We start from the raw sequence: 17,212 nt of genomic DNA on the forward strand, positions 1-17,212 counted from the left end.
ATAAACTATAAAATGCGGCCATAAAGCCGCATTTTATTTTAGTTTTTCAGTATCTCTTTCCACCCCTTGGACTCAATCTGGGCGGCAGATTCCTCTACTTTTTCTTTCAGCGTCTTTTTATAAGCATCCAGTCTTTCTCCTACTTGGGGATCGAAAGAGCCAACAATCGATGCCGCCAGAATCCCGGCGTTCTTACCTCCATTCAGGGCTACTGTAGCTACGGGAATACCACCGGGCATCTGCAAAATAGAGAGTATGCTATCCCACCCATCGATGGAATTAGAACTTTTGATAGGCACCCCGATCACCGGAAGGCTGGTCATAGAAGCTACCATTCCAGGAAGGTGAGCTGCTCCTCCAGCTCCTGCCACGATCACTTTGATTCCCCTTTCACGTGCCGAATGCGCATAATCTATCATCCGTTCAGGGGTTCTGTGGGCAGATACGACCGTCAACTCGTAGCTTACTCCCAGCTGTTCCAGCATTTCTGCGGCTTCGGCCATGATCGGAAGATCCGATTGACTGCCCATTATTACTCCTACTTGTGGATTCATGATATGGCTTTAATTTTAATTAAATCTTTGATCCGGAGTGCTTTTTCTTTTAATCCGGCAACAGTATCTGACAATATCGTCACATGGCCCATTTTTCTAAATGGTTTTGTGATTTTTTTCCCGTATAGATGAATATATACGCCCTGTTCGGCTAGGGCTTCGTCCCTTCCTTCCACCAGGACAGGGCCTTCATATCCATCTTCTCCCAGCAAATTAATCATGGCTGCCGGACATCTCAGGTCAGGGTTTCCAAGTGGCCAGTTCATTATCGACCGCAGATGTTGCTCAAACTGGGAGGTGAAATTGGCCTCTATCGTATGATGTCCACTGTTGTGCGGTCTTGGAGCTATTTCGTTTACCAGAACTTCCCCTTCTTTGGTCACAAACATCTCCACAGCCAGTATGCCCACCATTCCTAGTTTCAGTATCACATCCTTGGCGATTTTTTCTGCTTTGGCGGCCACCTCTTCGGAGATCTCGGCCGGGGCAAAAAGAAACTCCACGAGGTTGGCGGTAGGATGAAAAGAACACTCCACCGCAGGATAGGCAATCAAATCCCCTGATTCATTTCTCGCCACGGTCACCGCAATCTCCTTATCAAAATCTATTAGTTTTTCCAACAGCCCCGGAGCATCGAACGCATTAGCCAAATCAGCTTCAGTTCTCAACACCTGTACGCCCCTGCCATCATAGCCTTCCTTTCCTAATTTATTCACTGCCGGAAGAAAAGCTGAATTGTGGATAACTTCCTCCTTATCCGCTGTCAAAATAAAATCCGCAGTAGGAATGCCATGTAATCTATAAAACTGCTTCTGCTTACGCTTGTCCTTAATCAAGCTCAAAATATCCGGTTGTGGATAAACCTTCTTCCCTTCTCGCTGCAACTTCTCAAGGGCCTCTGTATTCACACTTTCTATCTCCACAGTGATGATATCACAGGCATGGCCAAAGGCATAAACCGTATCAAAGTCCTTGAGTGAGCCCACGGTAAAACGTCGGGCCAGGTCTTTGCAGGGCGCATTTGGATCGGGATCCAGAATGTGGATATCCTGATTGTAATTGATCGCCGACTGGATAAGCATTCGGCCTAACTGACCTCCTCCGAGGACTCCCAAGACGGGGGATTGCGATGGTATTACCATAGTTTAATTGAAATCAATAGTTGGATTAAGGATGAACAGATCACTTCTCTTGCCCGAAGCGAATCCCCATCAATTCCATAAGTTTATGTGCGTTGAAACTAGGGCATGCCCCCTGTTTTAGTTTATAATCAAAATCAATGTCCTGATCATGGATTTCAGAATGAAAACTAAAATTAAGTACTGTGCCCATTTTATTTTCCAATTCCGCAAGTTCTATATCATGCGTACTGATAATCCCATAGGCATTGGAATTCGCTACCTGACGTATCAGTGCTTCGGATCCCGCAATTCTATCCACAGTATTGGTTCCCTTCAAAATCTCATCAAGAAGAAAGAAAATCTCCTCTCCCCTTTCTATTCTGTCTATCAGCTGTTTGATCCTGCTGAGTTCCGCATAAAAGGAACTGACGCTTTCTCCGAGATTATCGGTATTTCTCATACTGGTATATAACTGAAACGCAGAAAATCCAAATTCCTTGGCGAAGGGACTTAAACCTAGATTGACCAACACACAATTGATGCCTAGCGTTCGCATAAAGGTGGTTTTTCCACTCATATTTGCACCGGTCAACAAAATAATCCCATGATTTTTATCAATTTTGAAATCGTTGGGCACAGCCACATCTGGGGAAAGTAAGGGGTGAGAAACTTCCTTACCATACAATCCACGAATTGTCGGTACAACGGTCCCTTTTCCACCCACTTCGTTTTCAAAGGCACCCAAGGAAACCAGAACTTCCCATTCTACCAATTGAGCTGGAAAATCAGCTACCAGATTGGCATATTCTCTCTTCCAGGCAACTAATCTCCGAAACAAAAACAAATCAGTCCAAAAAATGAGATTTAATGGGATATAAAGCAAGTTGATCCGGTTTTGGATCCATAAACCCAGACGATCCAGCTGGTCAAACAGCTTGGAAGCTTCAATTTCGTTGGCTAGAAAAGGGGATTGCATTTCCACCAAAAGCTGGGATTTGAATTGTTGCTTTTCCAGGATAGCCAGCCAGTAACGATAGGTCTTTAGCTGATTGCGGTTCGGAATAGATTCACCTGCTTTTTTCAATTGCCAGAAAACCATACTTAAAAAAAACATCCCGATCAGAATCCAAATTCCAAAGAACGCTCCGGGAACGATACCCAAATAAATGAGTAGCGCGAGGGCAAGCCCTCCTAAGGGACCTAGAAAAGCCGCCACAGAAATCAACTTATTGCCCCTCTCCTCATCATGTAGCCAGTTGATCCAGCCATCATCTGATTTTTCCTCATTATGAAAGGCAATCCCTATACTTTCCATAGCATGTAAAAAATGTGGTGCTGTAGCTAATTCCGCAATAGCTTTCCGATATGCAGAAGCCTTTTCCAGATCAAAAATTGATTTTATTTTAGCCGCCAACGCAACACTTCCTTTCTTGGACACGGTATGGTCCAATAGCTGGAAAAGAGAATGGTCTCCAAACAAATCCAGATCATTTGAGAAAGGGTGGTTTTTTTCCTGATATTCTTCTCCGGGATCAAGGTCTTTTAACTGTCTAGCTACCCGCTTTTCTCTGATTATGTTTATTTGGCCCAAGGCAACGTAAATTGCCTCTTGATCTTTATGATAATTGTATTTTTTAATCAAAGCCACGAAAGCTACCACTGCAATCAGGAAAAAAAAGATCCATATAGGACTATCTGAAACCGACAAAACAAACAGTCCTCCCACAACTACGAATACTATCAAACGCAAAAAAGATAGTGTTCCTGACTGATTTTTAACCGCTTTAAGCTTTTCTACGAGATTAGAATTCCCGAAATCAAATCCTTTCATGCCCAAAGATAGGAATTGAACCTAGCTAACTAATCAAATTGGCGCAATCATTGCCACTTATTCAAATTCCAAAGCTGATGTTGACGTTTTAGCCCCCAAAGACTACATCAGTAGATAACAGAAACACAAAAAATAAAACTAACCAATCAACAACTAACCTACTCAATGAAAAAACTATTGAACACACCCTTGGTACTGCTTGTACTGACCGTTATGCTTGTCGCAAGCTGCGACTTTAATGACACCCCATCGGAGACAAACTATACAATCGTAGAAGAGGATGCGGAAGCTTCCATAGTATTTGAAGACCTTGACAATCTCACCCTCAAAGTTCTGAGTAATTCAGGGCTTAGTGCAAGAACCGCAGTGGATATTCCCACAGGGAGTATTTGTGAAAGCGCTGTGGTTACAATTGATGAAGAATCCAAGAAAATCACTGTTGACTTTGGCGAAGGCTGTACCAATACCAATGGAGTCACTAGAAAAGGGATCATTCACCTAACCTATACTGCCCACCTGTTATTCCCTGGCGCCAAGATCACTACGACATTTGATGGGTATGAAGTTGACGGGAAAAAAGTGGAAGGCACACGGATCATAACCAATAAAGAAGTAGATATAGAAACGAACGCGATCACCCTTGAAGTCACCATTCAAAATGGAAAAGTGACCTGGACTGATGACTCTTTCGTTACGGTGTCCAGCGAACAGCTTCGCAAAATCAACCTTGGCACGCAAGGAAACTACGAAGTATCTATCACAGGAAGTGCCTCAGGAACAAGCCGCAGCGGATTAGACTACACTTCTTCAGTTACAGAAGCGTTGATTTATACCAAAAGCTGTTTGGAAACCGGGGTGTCCACGCCCCTGTCAGGAATCGTATCGTTCCAGTTCAATGAAATTGAAGCTTCGGTGGACTATGGGGACGGCACTTGCGATAAAATGGCCACAGTCTTCTACCCGACCGGCTCTAAGCAGGTAACTCTGGACTGATTCACGCATTGGAAAAAATCAAAACGGCTATCTTTCGAGGTAGTCGTTTTTTTTTTTTGCAGTTTGACCCCTTCTCGAAAAGAATCGGGACAGGCTGTGACGAATCCTAATGCATAGTCCGTGTTAAAAGCACAAAAAGGCGATCAAATTGATCGTCTTTTTGTCTTGAGGATTACTGTTTTAATCCTGATTAGCTTCTTCCCCTGCAGCTTCTTCTTTTATCTGGTGAACCACACGTTGAGGGAAAGGGATTTCTATACCATGCTTTTCAAATTCCGTATTGATTGATTCCATCGCATCAAAATGCATTGGCCATAAGTCCCCCGATTTGGCCCAAACCCGTACTACGAGATCCAATGAGCTATCCCCAAAATTACTCAAGGCGACAAAAGGAGCTGGCTCTTTAAGCGCACGGGGATCATTTTCAAATACATTTTTGATGATTTCTTTTGCCTGTTTGATGTTAGTTCCATAAGCCACTCCTACATTAAGTTCTGTTCTTCTGGTTGGCTGAGTACTCATGTTTATTATATCAGAGTTGGCAAGGCTTCCGTTTGGAATCACGACTTCTCTATTATCAAAGGTCATAAGATGTGTGTACAATATCTGTATTTTGGCCACGGTGCCTGTATGCCCCTGGGCCACTATCACATTGCCCACTTCAAAAGGTTTGAAGCCCAAAATGAGTATTCCCCCCGCAAAATTGGACAGGGATCCCTGCAGTGCCAGGCCAATAGCCAAACCTGCAGCCCCAAATATAGCCACCGCAGAGCCTAGAGGCGCCCCTAAAATACTGGCAACCCCCATGAATAAGGTGATGAATAATACAACTTTTACGAATCCAAACAGAAAATCATTTAGTGAGGGGTTACTTTCCCTTTTTTCCAAAAGGTTTTTCATGCCCTTTAACAGGCTTTTTATAATATATTTACCTACTAGGTAAAAAATGACAGCAAATATGATCCTTGGAACGATTAAGTATGCCAAGTCTATTGCACGTTCGTAAAATGCATTTACTGTTTCCTGTGAAAATTCCATAATAGTTTGTTTTGGTTAATAGATTCTTAAAATATAATTGTCACCTGCCAGCGAAAGGCCCAATGCCAACTAATCTCAAAATTTTCAAACCCAGCAGAATGGAGTATTTTGATCCATTCGGTTTTAGTAAAGCTCCTTAACACTGACAATGAGGCATCGTTTTGCACCATTTTGGATTTACTGAACAGCTTAGTGAGAACTAATATACTATAGTATGCAAACCAATGCCTGTGAAGGTCATTGATCACAATCCCCAGTCTTGATTTAGCTCTGAGAGATTTCAAAAGTCCGACCAATTCGCTATCGGTAAAATGATGTGTAAAGAGCGTGCACGTAGAAATATCTACTTTCTCTTCGGAGAATTCTCCATCAAAAACATTCCCTACTCTCCAGGTAACGTTGGGCATGTCCGCCAATCTAACTGCCGCCAAGTCTATAATGTTTTTATTGGCATCGACTCCGACAAAGTTAAGGGCTTTTTTTTTACTTTTTGCCCAATCATCCATAACACGGATCATATCACCTCCACCACAGCCAATGTCGGCGATGAAGAAGGAATTTTGAGGATCTTTCTTGATAATTTCCGCCAGACCATTAGTGGTCACATAATTTCCGCCCAGCCATCGATTTATTGTCCTTAGCTCTCGCAAAGTCTGCACTAGTTCCTCTCCCGAGCAATTGAGGTCATCCATGAGTTCCTTATCCTTACTTCGCTGCGCAAAAAGTCTCATTTCTTATCTAACAGTAAGGTTTCCAAAGTCAAACCAGGCCCAAAGCCCATGGAAAGAATCTCTCCATGGATATGCTCATCATGCATAATCCGCTCCAGTACGAACAATATGGTAGCAGAGGACATATTTCCAAATTTATCCAATACTGCCAGTGCATGGGTATTTATAGACGCAGGCAAACCGAATGCCTCTTGAACCTTCTGCAGGATTTGCTTTCCTCCCGGATGGATGGCAAAATGTTCCAGAGAGGATAACTTGAATTTTTGCTCAAATTGCTCAATCAGTCGGTTGATTCCCTGATCCAACAGCATTGGGATATACTTGCTCAGACGCATTTCAAATCCAAAATCACCGATTCCCCAGGCCATATCCTTTTCTCCTTCCATGATCACCTGGCTCAGGTACGATTTTATTTTCAATCCTGAATCAGAATTCCTTATCAACGCTGCGGCGGCCCCATCCCCAAACAGTGAATTGGCCAGTATATTATCTTCCACATAATCTTTTTGAAAGTGTAGGGTACAAAGCTCAACAGCGATCAACATTACCTTCGCTTCAGGCTCTGCTTTCAAGATCTTATCTGCCAATTTTACCCCGGTAAATGCAGCATAGCAGCCCATAAAATGTAGGCAATATCGCTCCACAGAATCTGCTAGCCCTAAGCGTTTCATCAGCTCCAACTCTACCCCCGGGGCCACCATGCCAGTGCAGGAAACCAAAATCAAATGGGTGATATCAGCAGCCTTTGTTTTAGTTTTGGACAAGCAGTTGTTAATGGCTTCTTCACAGAGCTGCGGGGCAGTTTTCTGAAAAATTCCCATTCTGGATTTAGTACCGGGAAAGGGTTCAAAATCCGCGGATTTTGGGAAAAAAGTAAAGTCCTTGCAATTAGTCTTTTCAAAATCATCCAAGACACTGTAGCGGAAAGAAATCCCTGATTTTCTATATAAAAACTTCAGCTTCCTAGCTTCCTGCTTATCTAACTGATGCGCTTGTTGCATAAAATGGGCAATCTTGATCTGGTCAATCGGCTTGCCAGGATTAGCCACCCCTATACTTTCTATACTTATATCCATGGGAAGAAATTTTGAGTCAATAAATCCTGCATCATAGAGGAATTATCAACATAGTGTGGAGTTTTCATCCTAATACGATGCCGAATTCTTTCTCCCATTAAAAATTTCATTAGATCAAGTTAATTGATTATTTCTAAATTGGGTGAATGCATGATAACTCGCCCTCATGGAAAAAGTCATCAACATAACCCAGCGTATATCTATGATTTCTACATCCAGCGTTCAGCATTTACGGATTCCCTTCTCTCTCTTTTTGATGCCTGTGTTTTTCTTTGCCCTGGCATTGACACCTAATCACAATGAATGGAGGATAATATGGGTCTTCATAGCACTTCACCTTTTCCTGTACCCTTCCAGCAACGGCTACAACAGCTACTTCGACAAGGACGAAGAAAGCATAGGCGGACTGAAGCATCCACCTAAAGTCACCAAAGATCTTTATTGGCTATCTATGGTGTTTTTCCTGATCGCCATAGGAATTGGGGGAACTATAAACCTGAGTTTTGCGCTGATGCTGATGGTTTATGGGGTCGTAAGCATGGCTTATTCCCATCCGTCCATCCGTATCAAAAAGTATCCCTGGTGGAGCTGGTTTATTGCTGGATTTTTTCAAGGTTATTTTACATTTGCCACGACCTATGCCGGACTCAGTGATTTGGGCTGGGATGTCTTGATCAAGCCTCATGTAGCGATTCCGGGACTTTTGACAAGCTTGATGTTGTGGGGCAATTATCCACTTACACAGGTATATCAACATGGAGAAGATAGCCGGAGAGGAGACCGAACCCTTAGCTTGGTGTTAGGCATAAAAGGTACTTTCCTTTTTGCGGCAATTGTATTTATGGTGACAGGGGCGGCTTTTACCTGGTTTTTTCTGGCTCGTAATCAAAGTCAAATCCTATGGATATTCTTGGGAGCTATGACACCGATTACGATTTACTTTTTGGTCTGGTTTAGCTTTATCAGGTTAAACCCTGTCAAATATGCCAACTACCATTGGGCGATGGGAATGAATTATTTCTCAGCTTTGGCGTTGAACGCCTTTTTCATCTATTACTTCTTGGAAAACACCCAGTTCATACAAGTGTTGGGGCATTAGAATGGTCTGCCGTGTGTGTTTTTGATGATCAGGGAAGCAAAAAAAGGAATATGTTGAATTAGGTTCCGGGTAAAATCTGAAGCTTGCCTGGTCCCAAAAAGCAACTGGACTTTACGTCCCACCCAAAGCCTCCGCCTAAAATTCAGATTCCAATCCTTCCTATATTTATCCTCCACTTCATTTCTTGATTTACCATACAAGATAGCCTCGGCGGCTAGCTTACCTGAGTGTATTGCCATGGCCATGCCATTGCCACAAAGTGGGGTGATCAATCCAGCCGAATCCCCTGCCATAAGGATATGATTCTCTATAGGGGCCTTTGGTTCAAAATTGATCTCGTTGATCACTTCTGGTTTTTCAAACAGGAATTCACTGTCAGAGAACAAGCGCTTAAGACCAGCGTTTTTCCATAAAATCTCCCGCTCCATGGCAGGTATAGATCCATACTCCCTGAGATGGTCACGATTTCCGAGATAACACAGGTTAGATTTGCCATCCTCAATCGCATTTATTCCACAATAGCCACCTTTGAAGTTGTACAATCCTACCGTGTCCCGTATAAAGTCACTTTTGATGTGGTATTTGACACCTATGTAGGGGCTTCTTTTGTCTATAAAGGCACGCTTTAACACTTTATCCAATTTTGATCTTTTGCCAAAAGCCCCAATCACATAATCTCCTATGAATTCCTCACCTCCGACCAGCCTCACAGTAAACTGTCTTTCCTGCCCATTGAAACTAACCGACTCTACCTGAATACCGGTTTTGACTTCTCCGCCGACTTTCAAAACTTCCCGATAGATATATTCATCCAAGACATAGCGGCTAATTCCAAAACCTCCCAAGGACAGAGGAACTTTAACCTCCTTTCCACTAGTATCTGAAAATAAAAATCTGGAAATCTGTGGAAAATCCTGGTGTATAGGCAGTAAACCTTCCTTTTTTAAAAACACCAGTACTTCATTGGACAGATATTCCCCACATACCCGATGAAAAGGAAAATGCTTCTTTTCTACCAGAAGAACCTGCTGACCGTTTTTAGCCAGCAGATAGGCAGATACCAGCCCGGCCAATCCACCTCCGATTACTACAATTTTGCGCTTATCTTTCACTGCACTGCCTTTAACTTTACAAATATACCGTTCATCAAAAATGGGCACTTCTTACAGATGCTTTCTGGAAATTCAAGGTTTAGAATTTTATAAAACCAAATAATAACTATGAGAAATACCCTACCCAAATTACTTAGGGGCTTTACCCTGATCGTCTGCGTATTGGGTGTAATGCTATATTCCCCGGACTCTTTTGCTCAGAAAAAGAAGAAAAAAGACTCCAAAAAAGAAGAAGCGGCACCCACTACGTCAGCCAAACCAAAAGGTAATGATTCAGATCCAAAACCTTACAAAGAAGTAATCACATCAAAAGCGAAATCAAAAGACGGGCTTTTCAAAGTCCATCAGATTGAGGACAAATACTACTACGAAATCCCTGACTCCCTACTAGGAAGAGACATGCTGATGGTGACTACTATAGCCAAAACCGCAGATGGCCTAGGCTATGGAGGCGAGCGCACCAATACGCTGATGCTACGCTGGGAAAAACACAACAAGGACATACAGCTAAGAGTAATCTCCGTCAATAATTTTGCCGCAGATTCATTGCCTATCGCCCAGGCAGTAAAGAACTCAAACCTGGAGCCACTACTGCAGAAATTCCCGATCAAGTCCTTGGGGACGGATTCTACAGGGATAGTGATTGAAGCCACAGATCTATGGACAAAAGACGTACAGGCACTGGGACTTCCTAAAGGACGTCGTACACAGTACAAGGTGACCAGGCTGGATACGGACAGATCTTATATCGAACATATCCATACCTATCCTATCAATATAGAAGCCAGGTATGTCATGACTTACAGTGCCAGTGAGCCACCTTCAAATAGCTCTACGGGACTGATCACCCTGGAGATGAACTCTTCCATGCTATTGCTTCCCAAGGAACCTATGAAGCAACGTCTGGCTGATCAGCGAGTGGGCTGGTTTAGCAGATCCATGACTGACTATGGCTCTGATGCACAAAAGGCCGATAAACGCGTCTTTCTGGACAGATGGAGACTGGAAGTAAAGGAGGAGGACATGGAGAAATTCAAAGCGGGGGAATTGGTAGAGCCTAGAAAGCAGATCGTTTTTTACATAGATCCTGCCACGCCTAAGCAATGGATTCCTTACCTGATCGCCGGGGTGGAAGATTGGCAAGTAGCCTTTGAGGCCGCGGGTTTCAAAAACGCGATAACGGCTAAACTCGCACCTACCAAAGAAGAAGATCCTGATTGGAGCCCTGAGGATGCGAGATATTCAGTAATCCGCTACTTCGCATCTGATATCCAAAATGCGTATGGACCCCATGTGTCCGATCCCCGATCCGGTGAGATCCTGGAATCTGATATAGGATGGTACCACAACGTAATGAACCTGTTGAGAAACTGGTTCTTTATCCAGACTGCGGCCATCAATCCTGATGCGCAAGGTGTTCAGTTCAAAGATGAAGTAATGGGAAGATTGGTTCAGTTTGTCTCCTCTCATGAAGTAGGGCACACACTGGGGCTTCCGCACAACTTTGCCTCTTCCCACGCCTATCCGGTGGAAAAATTGAGGGATGCGGAATTCACTAAGGCAATGGGGACAGCGCCTTCCATCATGGACTATGCGAGGTTTAACTACATAGCCCAGCCAGGTGATGAAGGAGTGAGCTTAATGCCGAATGTAGGTCCCTATGACAAATATGCTGTAGCATGGGGTTACAGACCTATTCCGGACGCAGCTACTCCAGAAGATGAATTAATCACCTTGGATCAATGGATTTTGGAAAAACAAGGTGATCCAATCTATAGATATGGGCGCCAAGGAAACAGCTATGACCCTACCGCACAAAGCGAGGACTTGGGCGATAACTCCATGAAAGCCTCTGAATATGGCATCGCAAATCTAAAACGCATCATGCCCAACCTGATGGAATGGACTTCCGAACCGGAAAAGCCATACAAGAATTTTGAAGATTTGAGTGAAATGTATGGGCAGGTAATCACTCAGTTTAACAGATACATGGGACACGTAAAAACCAACATCGGCGGTGTGGCGGAGGTTTATAGAGCCGTAGGTCAGGACAAGCCTATCTACACGCATACCGCAAAAGATCTCCAAAAGTCGGCAGTAGCCTTCTTAAACTCGGAGCTTTTTGCCACGCCTTCCTGGATGATGGACGATCAGATCATAGCCAGGATAGAGGACTTTGGCGCCTTGGAGAGAATCCGTGGTGTCCAGGCAAATACGTTAAATTCAGTGCTTGACCTTGGGCGACTGGGCCGTGTGATCGAAAATGAGGCACTAAATGGAAATGATGCTTACAAAATAACCGAGCTTTTTGATGATCTTAGAAAAGGCATCTGGTCAGAGCTACCAAGCGGGAAAACCATTGACGTATATAGAAGAGCCCTCCAAAGAGCTTATATCGAACGTATGGAGTATTTGATGACAAGTGATGGCCCAGACATTCCGGCTGCCTATAGAAGATACCTAGGCACCCAGATCAATGCCTCCCAGTCAGATATCAGGCCGATGGCCCGAGGTGAATTAAAAACCCTTCAGAGAGATATCCGATCAGCTATTTCCAGGACTTCAGACAGGATGTCAAAACTTCATCTGGAAGATGCATTGGAAAGAGTAAACGCCATTCTAGATCCAAAGTAACAGCTTTGGAGTAATCGAATAAGCTAAACGGGCGCCAGTCAGATAGGCGCCCGTTTTTTTTGTAATCAGTCAAAATGTTAGCTTTTAATCTATTATTGCGTTTTTCAGCATGCCCTATTTAAAACCCCGGTTACAAATATGCGTTATCCCAACGGAAAATCAGTTTAGGGATAATGGAGCGCAATTATCTTAATATGGGTTTCTGAAAAAACATTCCCCCTGGCCCGATTGGAAGAAACAAATAACTTGAAATCAAAATTTCATTAATTTTGTTTTAAATTATGAACATGTCCTCACCTCTATCAATACTACAAAGCCATAAGTTACGCGTGACTGACTGCCGTCAGGAGATTCTCCGGGAATTTCTGGATAAGCAGGTGGCATTAGCGCATTCTGATCTGGAAGACTCTCTGGACAGTCAATTTGACCGGGTGACGATTTACCGTACGTTAAAGACTTTTGTGGATAAAGATGTGGTGCATAAAGTTCTGGATGATAGCGGAGCTACCAAATATGCGCTTTGTTCCCATGAAGAGGTAGATCACAATCATGAACATGTACACTTCAAATGTGAAGTCTGTGGGGAAACTACCTGCCTGGAATCCACTTCATTGCCAAGTATCAAGCTTCCACCTGGTTTTAAAAAGAAGGAGATGAATTTGCTTGTGCAAGGAATCTGCAACAAGCACTAAACCTCCAAGGATTCGGGCAATCTGGATTTTGGGGAATCACTAGGCCATTCTACTCCCGGTGGAAGATCAATTTTTGGTGGGGTATAATCCTCCACACCACCATCTCCCTCATCCTCATTATTCCCACCCTTTTTCATAGAGTTTTTGGTCATGGTCGCCATGACATAGATGAGGATGACATATGCCAATCCACAAAGAATCAAATCAATTACAAGACTACTCATCGCTAAAAGTTTGATATAAGATAACTCAATACAACATTTAAGTCAATGCTAATGCCGATTTGTTTTCCAATAATGAAGTTTTTTATCATTTATTCAGACTTGCTAATTCCCTAGGATAGGTGGATATTTGCGCTCTGAATTAGACGAGTAATGATAGTAAAAACAAAAAAATACCAACTTCCGACCGGAACCTATATCAAAATGGCGCTTGCCAATGTTCTGAAAGAGCAATGGTGGGTAATCCCTATCGCACTGGTGATCATGTGTGGATATTTTTGGATACCCTCGATATGGTGGATCATAGGCGGGTTGGTCGCATACGGTCTATATGTGTTGTTCTGGGCAATACAGTTTACCGGAGTAACCCAAATGGAGCAAAACAAGGTCATATTTGACAAAATGGCCTATGAAATCGACAGCCGACAGATCCTGATGAAAATCAACACCAAACAAGGAATGCCCGTACAGTGGAATATGATCAAAAACGCAGAAGTGAGGAAAGATTCCTATGTGCTTTACATGTCCAAAGCACAGTTCATCCATCTTCCATTCCGCATTTTCAATTCGGAAAACGAGCGGAAATTTATGGAAACTATCCTGAAACGTAAGGAGCTGATCAAATAAGCTTCTCCCCAATATACATCAAAAGCCTCCCAAACTGTGGAGGCTTTTTACTTTAGCAGCCGCTACGAATTGTAGCGTATCATTTAATCTGAAATGATCTTACCACATTAAATCCGAAATGAATATCCCCATCAAAGAAATTCCCCTGTGTGGAAGGGATAAACCCGGAAGGGGTCATTTCATTGGAATTGGTAAAATGCAGTTGAAATACATGTCCACCTGTTTCTATATCCACACCTATCCCCAGGGAATTATACCCCGGTAGCTCTTTTCCAAACCTGTAGTAATATTCGCCTGTCAGACTGACTCTCCTGGAGAGCGCCAATCTGCTCCCTATCCCCAGTGCGGCCAGGTTATTAGGTTCTGTCTCCGATGAAACAAGATTTCTGTGAACCAAAGTGGGCATAAGTTGCAGGGAAAACAAGGGGCTGAACTTACGGGCTACTATGACTTGATGGACGTATCGCAGCCTTCGCTGAAAAGTCATTGGAAGCTCTGGCCTTTTGAGACTATAGACAGAAACATCACTTACCCAAGTGGCAGAGAGCGGCATTCCTATGGTTTTTTGTTCTAGAATCCGGCCTTTTACAAATCCATCATATACTTTGTTCAGAGAGTTTCTGCCAAATCCCAACGTAATCCGGTCTGATAGGGAATACTCCAATCCCAGCCTTACATTGGAATCATCCAGACCAAACAGATTGTATCCCCCTGAATTTATCCTTCCAAAACGGTGTGAGATAATCACGTCCAGATTTCCCTTTCCCCGGGTTTCTATGGATTGGCCGTTGATTATCCTAGTTCCCTTGAAAATGCCCAAAACGGCTTCCGACTCCTGCCCGGATTGCTCTCTCAATTGCTCCAGCATGTCCTGACTATGGGCAGACAACGTGATAAGTAAAATAAACAATGTTAGATAGTGCTTTTTCATGTGATTATATTTTGAATCTTTATGGTCGCATGGAATCTCGCATGGCTTATAGTTATCCCAGTGTGTGTCGCTCTCGACATGCTCGATTTCAAGTCCATTATTTTTGGTTTTTAAATTCAAATTTTACAGTGACCTCTACCTCCTCGGCTATATTCTGGAACATAAGACGGGGAATTTCAATGTTGTAATCCTTCAGAGCAACCATAAAAACAGCCTGCATGCTTATTCTTCCGCCTTTGTCGGCAATTGTCCCTTGGATTTTCACCGGCTTGGTGGCACCATGTATGGTGAGCTCTCCTTCGGCCACGGCAATGGATTGAGGATTACCGGGTGTATATCCTGATATTTTCCCCCGAAAGTACGCTTCAGGGAATTTGTCGGATTCCAGGTAGTTTTCATTGAAATGTTCCTTCATCAGGGATTTTCTGAACTCGAATGCAGAGATCGGGATCAGAAAAGCCACCTCCCCATTAACCGGATTGAAAACCGCCGTGGCTTTTTTGTTAATAGCAGTGATGTCTTCCACTAACGCACTGCTAAAAAAGCGAACGTAACCCGATTCGGAGCGCAAGGACTGACCGTGAACCTGCACTGCTAGGGAAAGAAGAAAGGATAAAAGGACTAATCTTTTCATCTGGTTATAATTTGATTTTTAAAAGATATAAGCTGTCCCGGACTCAATTCAGTATCTGCCTACCACAGACCGGGAATTTCGCACCTGACAGGCAGGAGGAGGACAATCATCACGCTGCGTGATCCCGCAGCAAGGGATCAAGCCTGCCTGTCCCCAGACAAGCTTGAATTCATGACTTAGTTGTCTTTTGCCCCGCCATTTACCCAGCAAAAGATAAGCTCCTTTTGTTCGTTGCTGAGGGACCTTCCCGATCCGGAGGGAGGCATAGTTCCTGCTTGGGTATTGGTGCTGATTTGGGAGGCAAACTGTATGATGTTATCATCTACCGTAAAATCAGCCCTGCCTGTACCTGCGACATGGCAGCCAGAGACTGCACAGTTTTGCTGAAGTATGGGTATGATATCTGCCGAAAGCGATGCATTACTGTCCTCACATCTGTTTGCACTGGGAGGAGGCAACTGATCTTCTGACTCGGAAGAGCAAGAGATGGAAATAAGAAGCAGTGCTGTGAAACTCGCCAAAATGGCCCACTGATGTTTCTGAATTGAGATATTCGGTTTCATGATTAGTAAGTTTTGGTTTTTATTTGACAAATAGATTTCCACCACTCCCTGAAATAGAGAGTGCAACTTGATTAAGATTAGTATTGGTTATTGCCTTTTTGGGAGGTTTGGGTGAAATTTAAGTCCTACAAATAAGCCGGTGCTTTTCAGGGAAATATCCCCTTCGCCCACACCAGTGATGGGTACCTTGAAATAGGGCTCTACCTGGACACTTAATTGATCCCCTAATTTCCTCTCATATCCTACACTGAGATTGACCACACCAAAGAAATGGTTGTTATCTCCACTGACATCTATTTCGCGGGAATATGGATAGCCGGTTCCTGTATCTTGGTATTCCAGTTTGTAATGTTCCTTGAGCATCAAATAGGAAGAAAGTCCCGCGCTTGCAAAAAAGCGCTGAAGCTTGCCCTCAATTGGATAAAATCTCAAATTGAGAGGAATATCCAGAATGTCACATTCACCCAGCACTCTGTCGGGCTGATCTCCATAGTCCAGTTGATACCCTTCATCAGCGCTGTAGGGTTTAAAGGAATAGAAGACTCCACTGGCAACACTGATTTTAGGTCGAAGAAAGTATTCCGCACCTATTCCGATCGCTTGTCCGGCTTTTCCTACTTGGTTCAATTTGATCCCGCTCAGATCCGGAGCTGCCTGAACAGAAACGTTGAATTTACCCGCAAATGGGTTTTTCCTAGTCACTTTTTCCTCTTTATGATTTATTTCAGTCTCTCTTGCCAGGTAAGAAATTTCCTGAAGTCGCAAAGCAGCGGAATTCAATAGAGGCAATTGATTCTCATGCCATATTAGAGGAGTATTCTGAGTATTCTTATAATCTGAAATTACCGGAAGAGTGGCTTTCTGGCCCCGTGTCAATAGTTGCCCGTCCATATTTCTTTGACCCTTTACAGTGTCTTTCGAATTCTGGATTTGCATGCTTGCCTTTGAATTCTTAGCGGAACCTCCAGACGACTTAATACTAGCATTGGGTCCTTCCGGACTTAGCCCAATTTGGCCGGAATAATCCATGACTTCGGTTTTCTCAGATAGTCCAGAAAACCCTACACTTGCCTTGGACAGCTTGTTTTGTGTTTCATAGGCATTTAATTTTTGATCTACCTCTTGATTTTCCTGGTAAGAGTTCCAGATTAACATCGAAACCAGTACACTCATTATTACAACACCGCCCCAGCCCAATCCTTTCCTTCCAAACCAAGAAGATGAGGGAGGGATCAGCCGGAATAGCTGGGGAGCTGGTTATTTTAAGCATAGATATTTGATAGTCTGAACAGGAAGAATTCAATGTTGGTGACACCTCTGAACTGAGCCCTGAATGCCTTGATTTTTGCATTGAA

Annotated in this window: 17 protein-coding genes; 5 read left to right on the plus strand and 12 right to left on the minus strand. The window is 43.4% G+C overall.

What is annotated here, in order from left to right; all coding sequences use genetic code 11:
* Nucleotides 1-38 precede the first annotated feature (38 nt).
* Genes purE through LZF95_RS24590 form a run of 3 tightly spaced genes read right to left on the minus strand, consistent with a single transcriptional unit; the run spans nt 39 to nt 3,506 of the window.
* Nucleotides 39-554, minus strand: a complete 516-nt coding sequence (purE, locus tag LZF95_RS24580) for a 5-(carboxyamino)imidazole ribonucleotide mutase (RefSeq protein ID WP_233758038.1) — start codon at nt 552-554, stop codon at nt 39-41.
* Nucleotides 551-1,696, minus strand: a complete 1,146-nt coding sequence (locus LZF95_RS24585) for a 5-(carboxyamino)imidazole ribonucleotide synthase (RefSeq protein ID WP_233758039.1) — start codon at nt 1,694-1,696, stop codon at nt 551-553. The genes purE and LZF95_RS24585 overlap by 4 nt, the downstream gene beginning before the upstream one ends.
* Nucleotides 1,697-1,736: 40 nt before the next feature.
* Complete coding sequence (locus tag LZF95_RS24590) at nt 1,737-3,506, minus strand: DNA mismatch repair protein (RefSeq protein WP_233758040.1); 1,770 nt, start codon at nt 3,504-3,506, stop codon at nt 1,737-1,739.
* Between the two features lie 165 nt (nt 3,507-3,671).
* Between LZF95_RS24590 and LZF95_RS24595 the strand changes: the two genes are divergently transcribed.
* Complete coding sequence (locus LZF95_RS24595) at nt 3,672-4,499, plus strand: hypothetical protein (RefSeq protein WP_233758041.1); 828 nt, start codon at nt 3,672-3,674, stop codon at nt 4,497-4,499.
* Nucleotides 4,500-4,679: 180 nt separating this feature from the next.
* Here the strand turns inward: LZF95_RS24595 and LZF95_RS24600 are convergent, their stop codons facing one another.
* The 3 genes from LZF95_RS24600 to LZF95_RS24610 are packed head-to-tail and all read right to left on the minus strand — an operon-like array spanning nt 4,680 to nt 7,344.
* On the minus strand, nt 4,680-5,537 hold the full coding sequence (locus tag LZF95_RS24600; RefSeq protein ID WP_233758042.1) for a mechanosensitive ion channel family protein: 858 nt from the start codon (nt 5,535-5,537) through the stop codon (nt 4,680-4,682).
* Between the two features lie 26 nt (nt 5,538-5,563).
* Nucleotides 5,564-6,268 carry a methyltransferase domain-containing protein gene (locus LZF95_RS24605; RefSeq protein ID WP_233758044.1) on the minus strand — a complete coding sequence of 235 codons (705 nt, stop codon included), beginning with the start codon at nt 6,266-6,268 and terminating at the stop codon, nt 5,564-5,566.
* Nucleotides 6,265-7,344 (minus strand): type III polyketide synthase, encoded by a 1,080-nt coding sequence (locus LZF95_RS24610; protein WP_233758045.1) that lies wholly within the window; start codon nt 7,342-7,344, stop codon nt 6,265-6,267. Before LZF95_RS24610 ends, LZF95_RS24605 begins: the two co-directional genes overlap by 4 nt.
* 166 nt (nt 7,345-7,510) lie before the next feature.
* Here LZF95_RS24610 and LZF95_RS24615 point away from each other — a divergent pair, with 166 nt between their 5' ends.
* Nucleotides 7,511-8,443: a UbiA family prenyltransferase gene (locus LZF95_RS24615; protein WP_306422414.1), complete on the plus strand. Its 933-nt coding sequence runs from the start codon at nt 7,511-7,513 to the stop codon at nt 8,441-8,443.
* Here LZF95_RS24615 and LZF95_RS24620 read toward each other — a convergent pair.
* Nucleotides 8,440-9,555 (minus strand): NAD(P)/FAD-dependent oxidoreductase, encoded by a 1,116-nt coding sequence (locus LZF95_RS24620; protein ID WP_233758046.1) that lies wholly within the window; start codon nt 9,553-9,555, stop codon nt 8,440-8,442. The two genes, LZF95_RS24615 and LZF95_RS24620, sit on opposite strands and share 4 nt — an antisense overlap.
* Nucleotides 9,556-9,663: 108 nt before the next feature.
* Between LZF95_RS24620 and LZF95_RS24625 the strand changes: the two genes are divergently transcribed.
* Both LZF95_RS24625 and LZF95_RS24630 read left to right on the plus strand, forming a co-directional pair.
* Nucleotides 9,664-12,189, plus strand: coding sequence for a zinc-dependent metalloprotease (locus tag LZF95_RS24625; protein ID WP_233758048.1), 2,526 nt, complete (start codon nt 9,664-9,666; stop codon nt 12,187-12,189).
* A gap of 287 nt (nt 12,190-12,476) precedes the next feature.
* Entirely contained in the window at nt 12,477-12,881 is a 405-nt protein-coding gene (locus LZF95_RS24630) for a Fur family transcriptional regulator (protein WP_233758050.1), read from the plus strand.
* On the opposite strand, the gene LZF95_RS24635 is transcribed toward LZF95_RS24630, so the two are convergent.
* Nucleotides 12,878-13,105 (minus strand): hypothetical protein, encoded by a 228-nt coding sequence (locus LZF95_RS24635; protein ID WP_233758052.1) that lies wholly within the window; start codon nt 13,103-13,105, stop codon nt 12,878-12,880. The two genes, LZF95_RS24630 and LZF95_RS24635, sit on opposite strands and share 4 nt — an antisense overlap.
* A 150-nt stretch (nt 13,106-13,255) precedes the next feature.
* On the opposite strand from LZF95_RS24635, the gene LZF95_RS24640 reads away from it, so the two are divergent.
* Entirely contained in the window at nt 13,256-13,729 is a 474-nt protein-coding gene (locus LZF95_RS24640) for a YcxB family protein (RefSeq protein WP_233758054.1), read from the plus strand.
* Nucleotides 13,730-13,808: 79 nt separating this feature from the next.
* Here the strand turns inward: LZF95_RS24640 and LZF95_RS24645 are convergent, their stop codons facing one another.
* The 4 genes from LZF95_RS24645 to LZF95_RS24660 all read right to left on the minus strand — a co-directional run bounded on the left by LZF95_RS24645 (nt 13,809) and on the right by LZF95_RS24660 (nt 17,012).
* Nucleotides 13,809-14,660 (minus strand): DUF5777 family beta-barrel protein, encoded by an 852-nt coding sequence (locus tag LZF95_RS24645; protein ID WP_233758055.1) that lies wholly within the window; start codon nt 14,658-14,660, stop codon nt 13,809-13,811.
* A 97-nt stretch (nt 14,661-14,757) separates the two neighbouring features.
* The gene (locus LZF95_RS24650; protein WP_233758057.1) at nt 14,758-15,294 is read right to left on the minus strand and encodes a YceI family protein; all 537 of its coding nucleotides are present in this window, start codon (nt 15,292-15,294) and stop codon (nt 14,758-14,760) included.
* Nucleotides 15,295-15,470: 176 nt separating this feature from the next.
* Nucleotides 15,471-15,857 (minus strand): 2-polyprenyl-6-methoxyphenol hydroxylase, encoded by a 387-nt coding sequence (locus LZF95_RS24655; protein WP_233758059.1) that lies wholly within the window; start codon nt 15,855-15,857, stop codon nt 15,471-15,473.
* A gap of 87 nt (nt 15,858-15,944) precedes the next feature.
* Entirely contained in the window at nt 15,945-17,012 is a 1,068-nt protein-coding gene (locus LZF95_RS24660; RefSeq protein ID WP_233758060.1) for a hypothetical protein, read from the minus strand.
* Between the last annotated feature and the right edge of the window lie 200 nt (nt 17,013-17,212).

Source organism: Algoriphagus sp. AGSA1, from assembly GCF_021390545.1.
Taxonomy (GTDB): domain Bacteria; phylum Bacteroidota; class Bacteroidia; order Cytophagales; family Cyclobacteriaceae; genus Algoriphagus.

Coding starts and splice junctions, on each gene's coding strand:
- purE (WP_233758038.1), bottom strand. CDS start 554: ATGAATCCACAAGTAGGAGTAATAATGGGCAGTCAATCGGATCTTCCG.
- LZF95_RS24585 (WP_233758039.1), bottom strand. CDS start 1,696: ATGGTAATACCATCGCAATCCCCCGTCTTGGGAGTCCTCGGAGGAGGT.
- LZF95_RS24590 (WP_233758040.1), bottom strand. CDS start 3,506: ATGAAAGGATTTGATTTCGGGAATTCTAATCTCGTAGAAAAGCTTAAA.
- LZF95_RS24595 (WP_233758041.1), top strand. CDS start 3,672: ATGAAAAAACTATTGAACACACCCTTGGTACTGCTTGTACTGACCGTT.
- LZF95_RS24600 (WP_233758042.1), bottom strand. CDS start 5,537: ATGGAATTTTCACAGGAAACAGTAAATGCATTTTACGAACGTGCAATA.
- LZF95_RS24605 (WP_233758044.1), bottom strand. CDS start 6,268: ATGAGACTTTTTGCGCAGCGAAGTAAGGATAAGGAACTCATGGATGAC.
- LZF95_RS24610 (WP_233758045.1), bottom strand. CDS start 7,344: ATGGATATAAGTATAGAAAGTATAGGGGTGGCTAATCCTGGCAAGCCG.
- LZF95_RS24615 (WP_306422414.1), top strand. CDS start 7,511: ATGGAAAAAGTCATCAACATAACCCAGCGTATATCTATGATTTCTACA.
- LZF95_RS24625 (WP_233758048.1), top strand. CDS start 9,664: ATGAGAAATACCCTACCCAAATTACTTAGGGGCTTTACCCTGATCGTC.
- LZF95_RS24630 (WP_233758050.1), top strand. CDS start 12,477: ATGTCCTCACCTCTATCAATACTACAAAGCCATAAGTTACGCGTGACT.
- LZF95_RS24635 (WP_233758052.1), bottom strand. CDS start 13,105: ATGAGTAGTCTTGTAATTGATTTGATTCTTTGTGGATTGGCATATGTC.
- LZF95_RS24640 (WP_233758054.1), top strand. CDS start 13,256: ATGATAGTAAAAACAAAAAAATACCAACTTCCGACCGGAACCTATATC.
- LZF95_RS24645 (WP_233758055.1), bottom strand. CDS start 14,660: ATGAAAAAGCACTATCTAACATTGTTTATTTTACTTATCACGTTGTCT.
- LZF95_RS24650 (WP_233758057.1), bottom strand. CDS start 15,294: ATGAAAAGATTAGTCCTTTTATCCTTTCTTCTTTCCCTAGCAGTGCAG.
- LZF95_RS24655 (WP_233758059.1), bottom strand. CDS start 15,857: ATGAAACCGAATATCTCAATTCAGAAACATCAGTGGGCCATTTTGGCG.
- LZF95_RS24660 (WP_233758060.1), bottom strand. CDS start 17,012: ATGTTAATCTGGAACTCTTACCAGGAAAATCAAGAGGTAGATCAAAAA.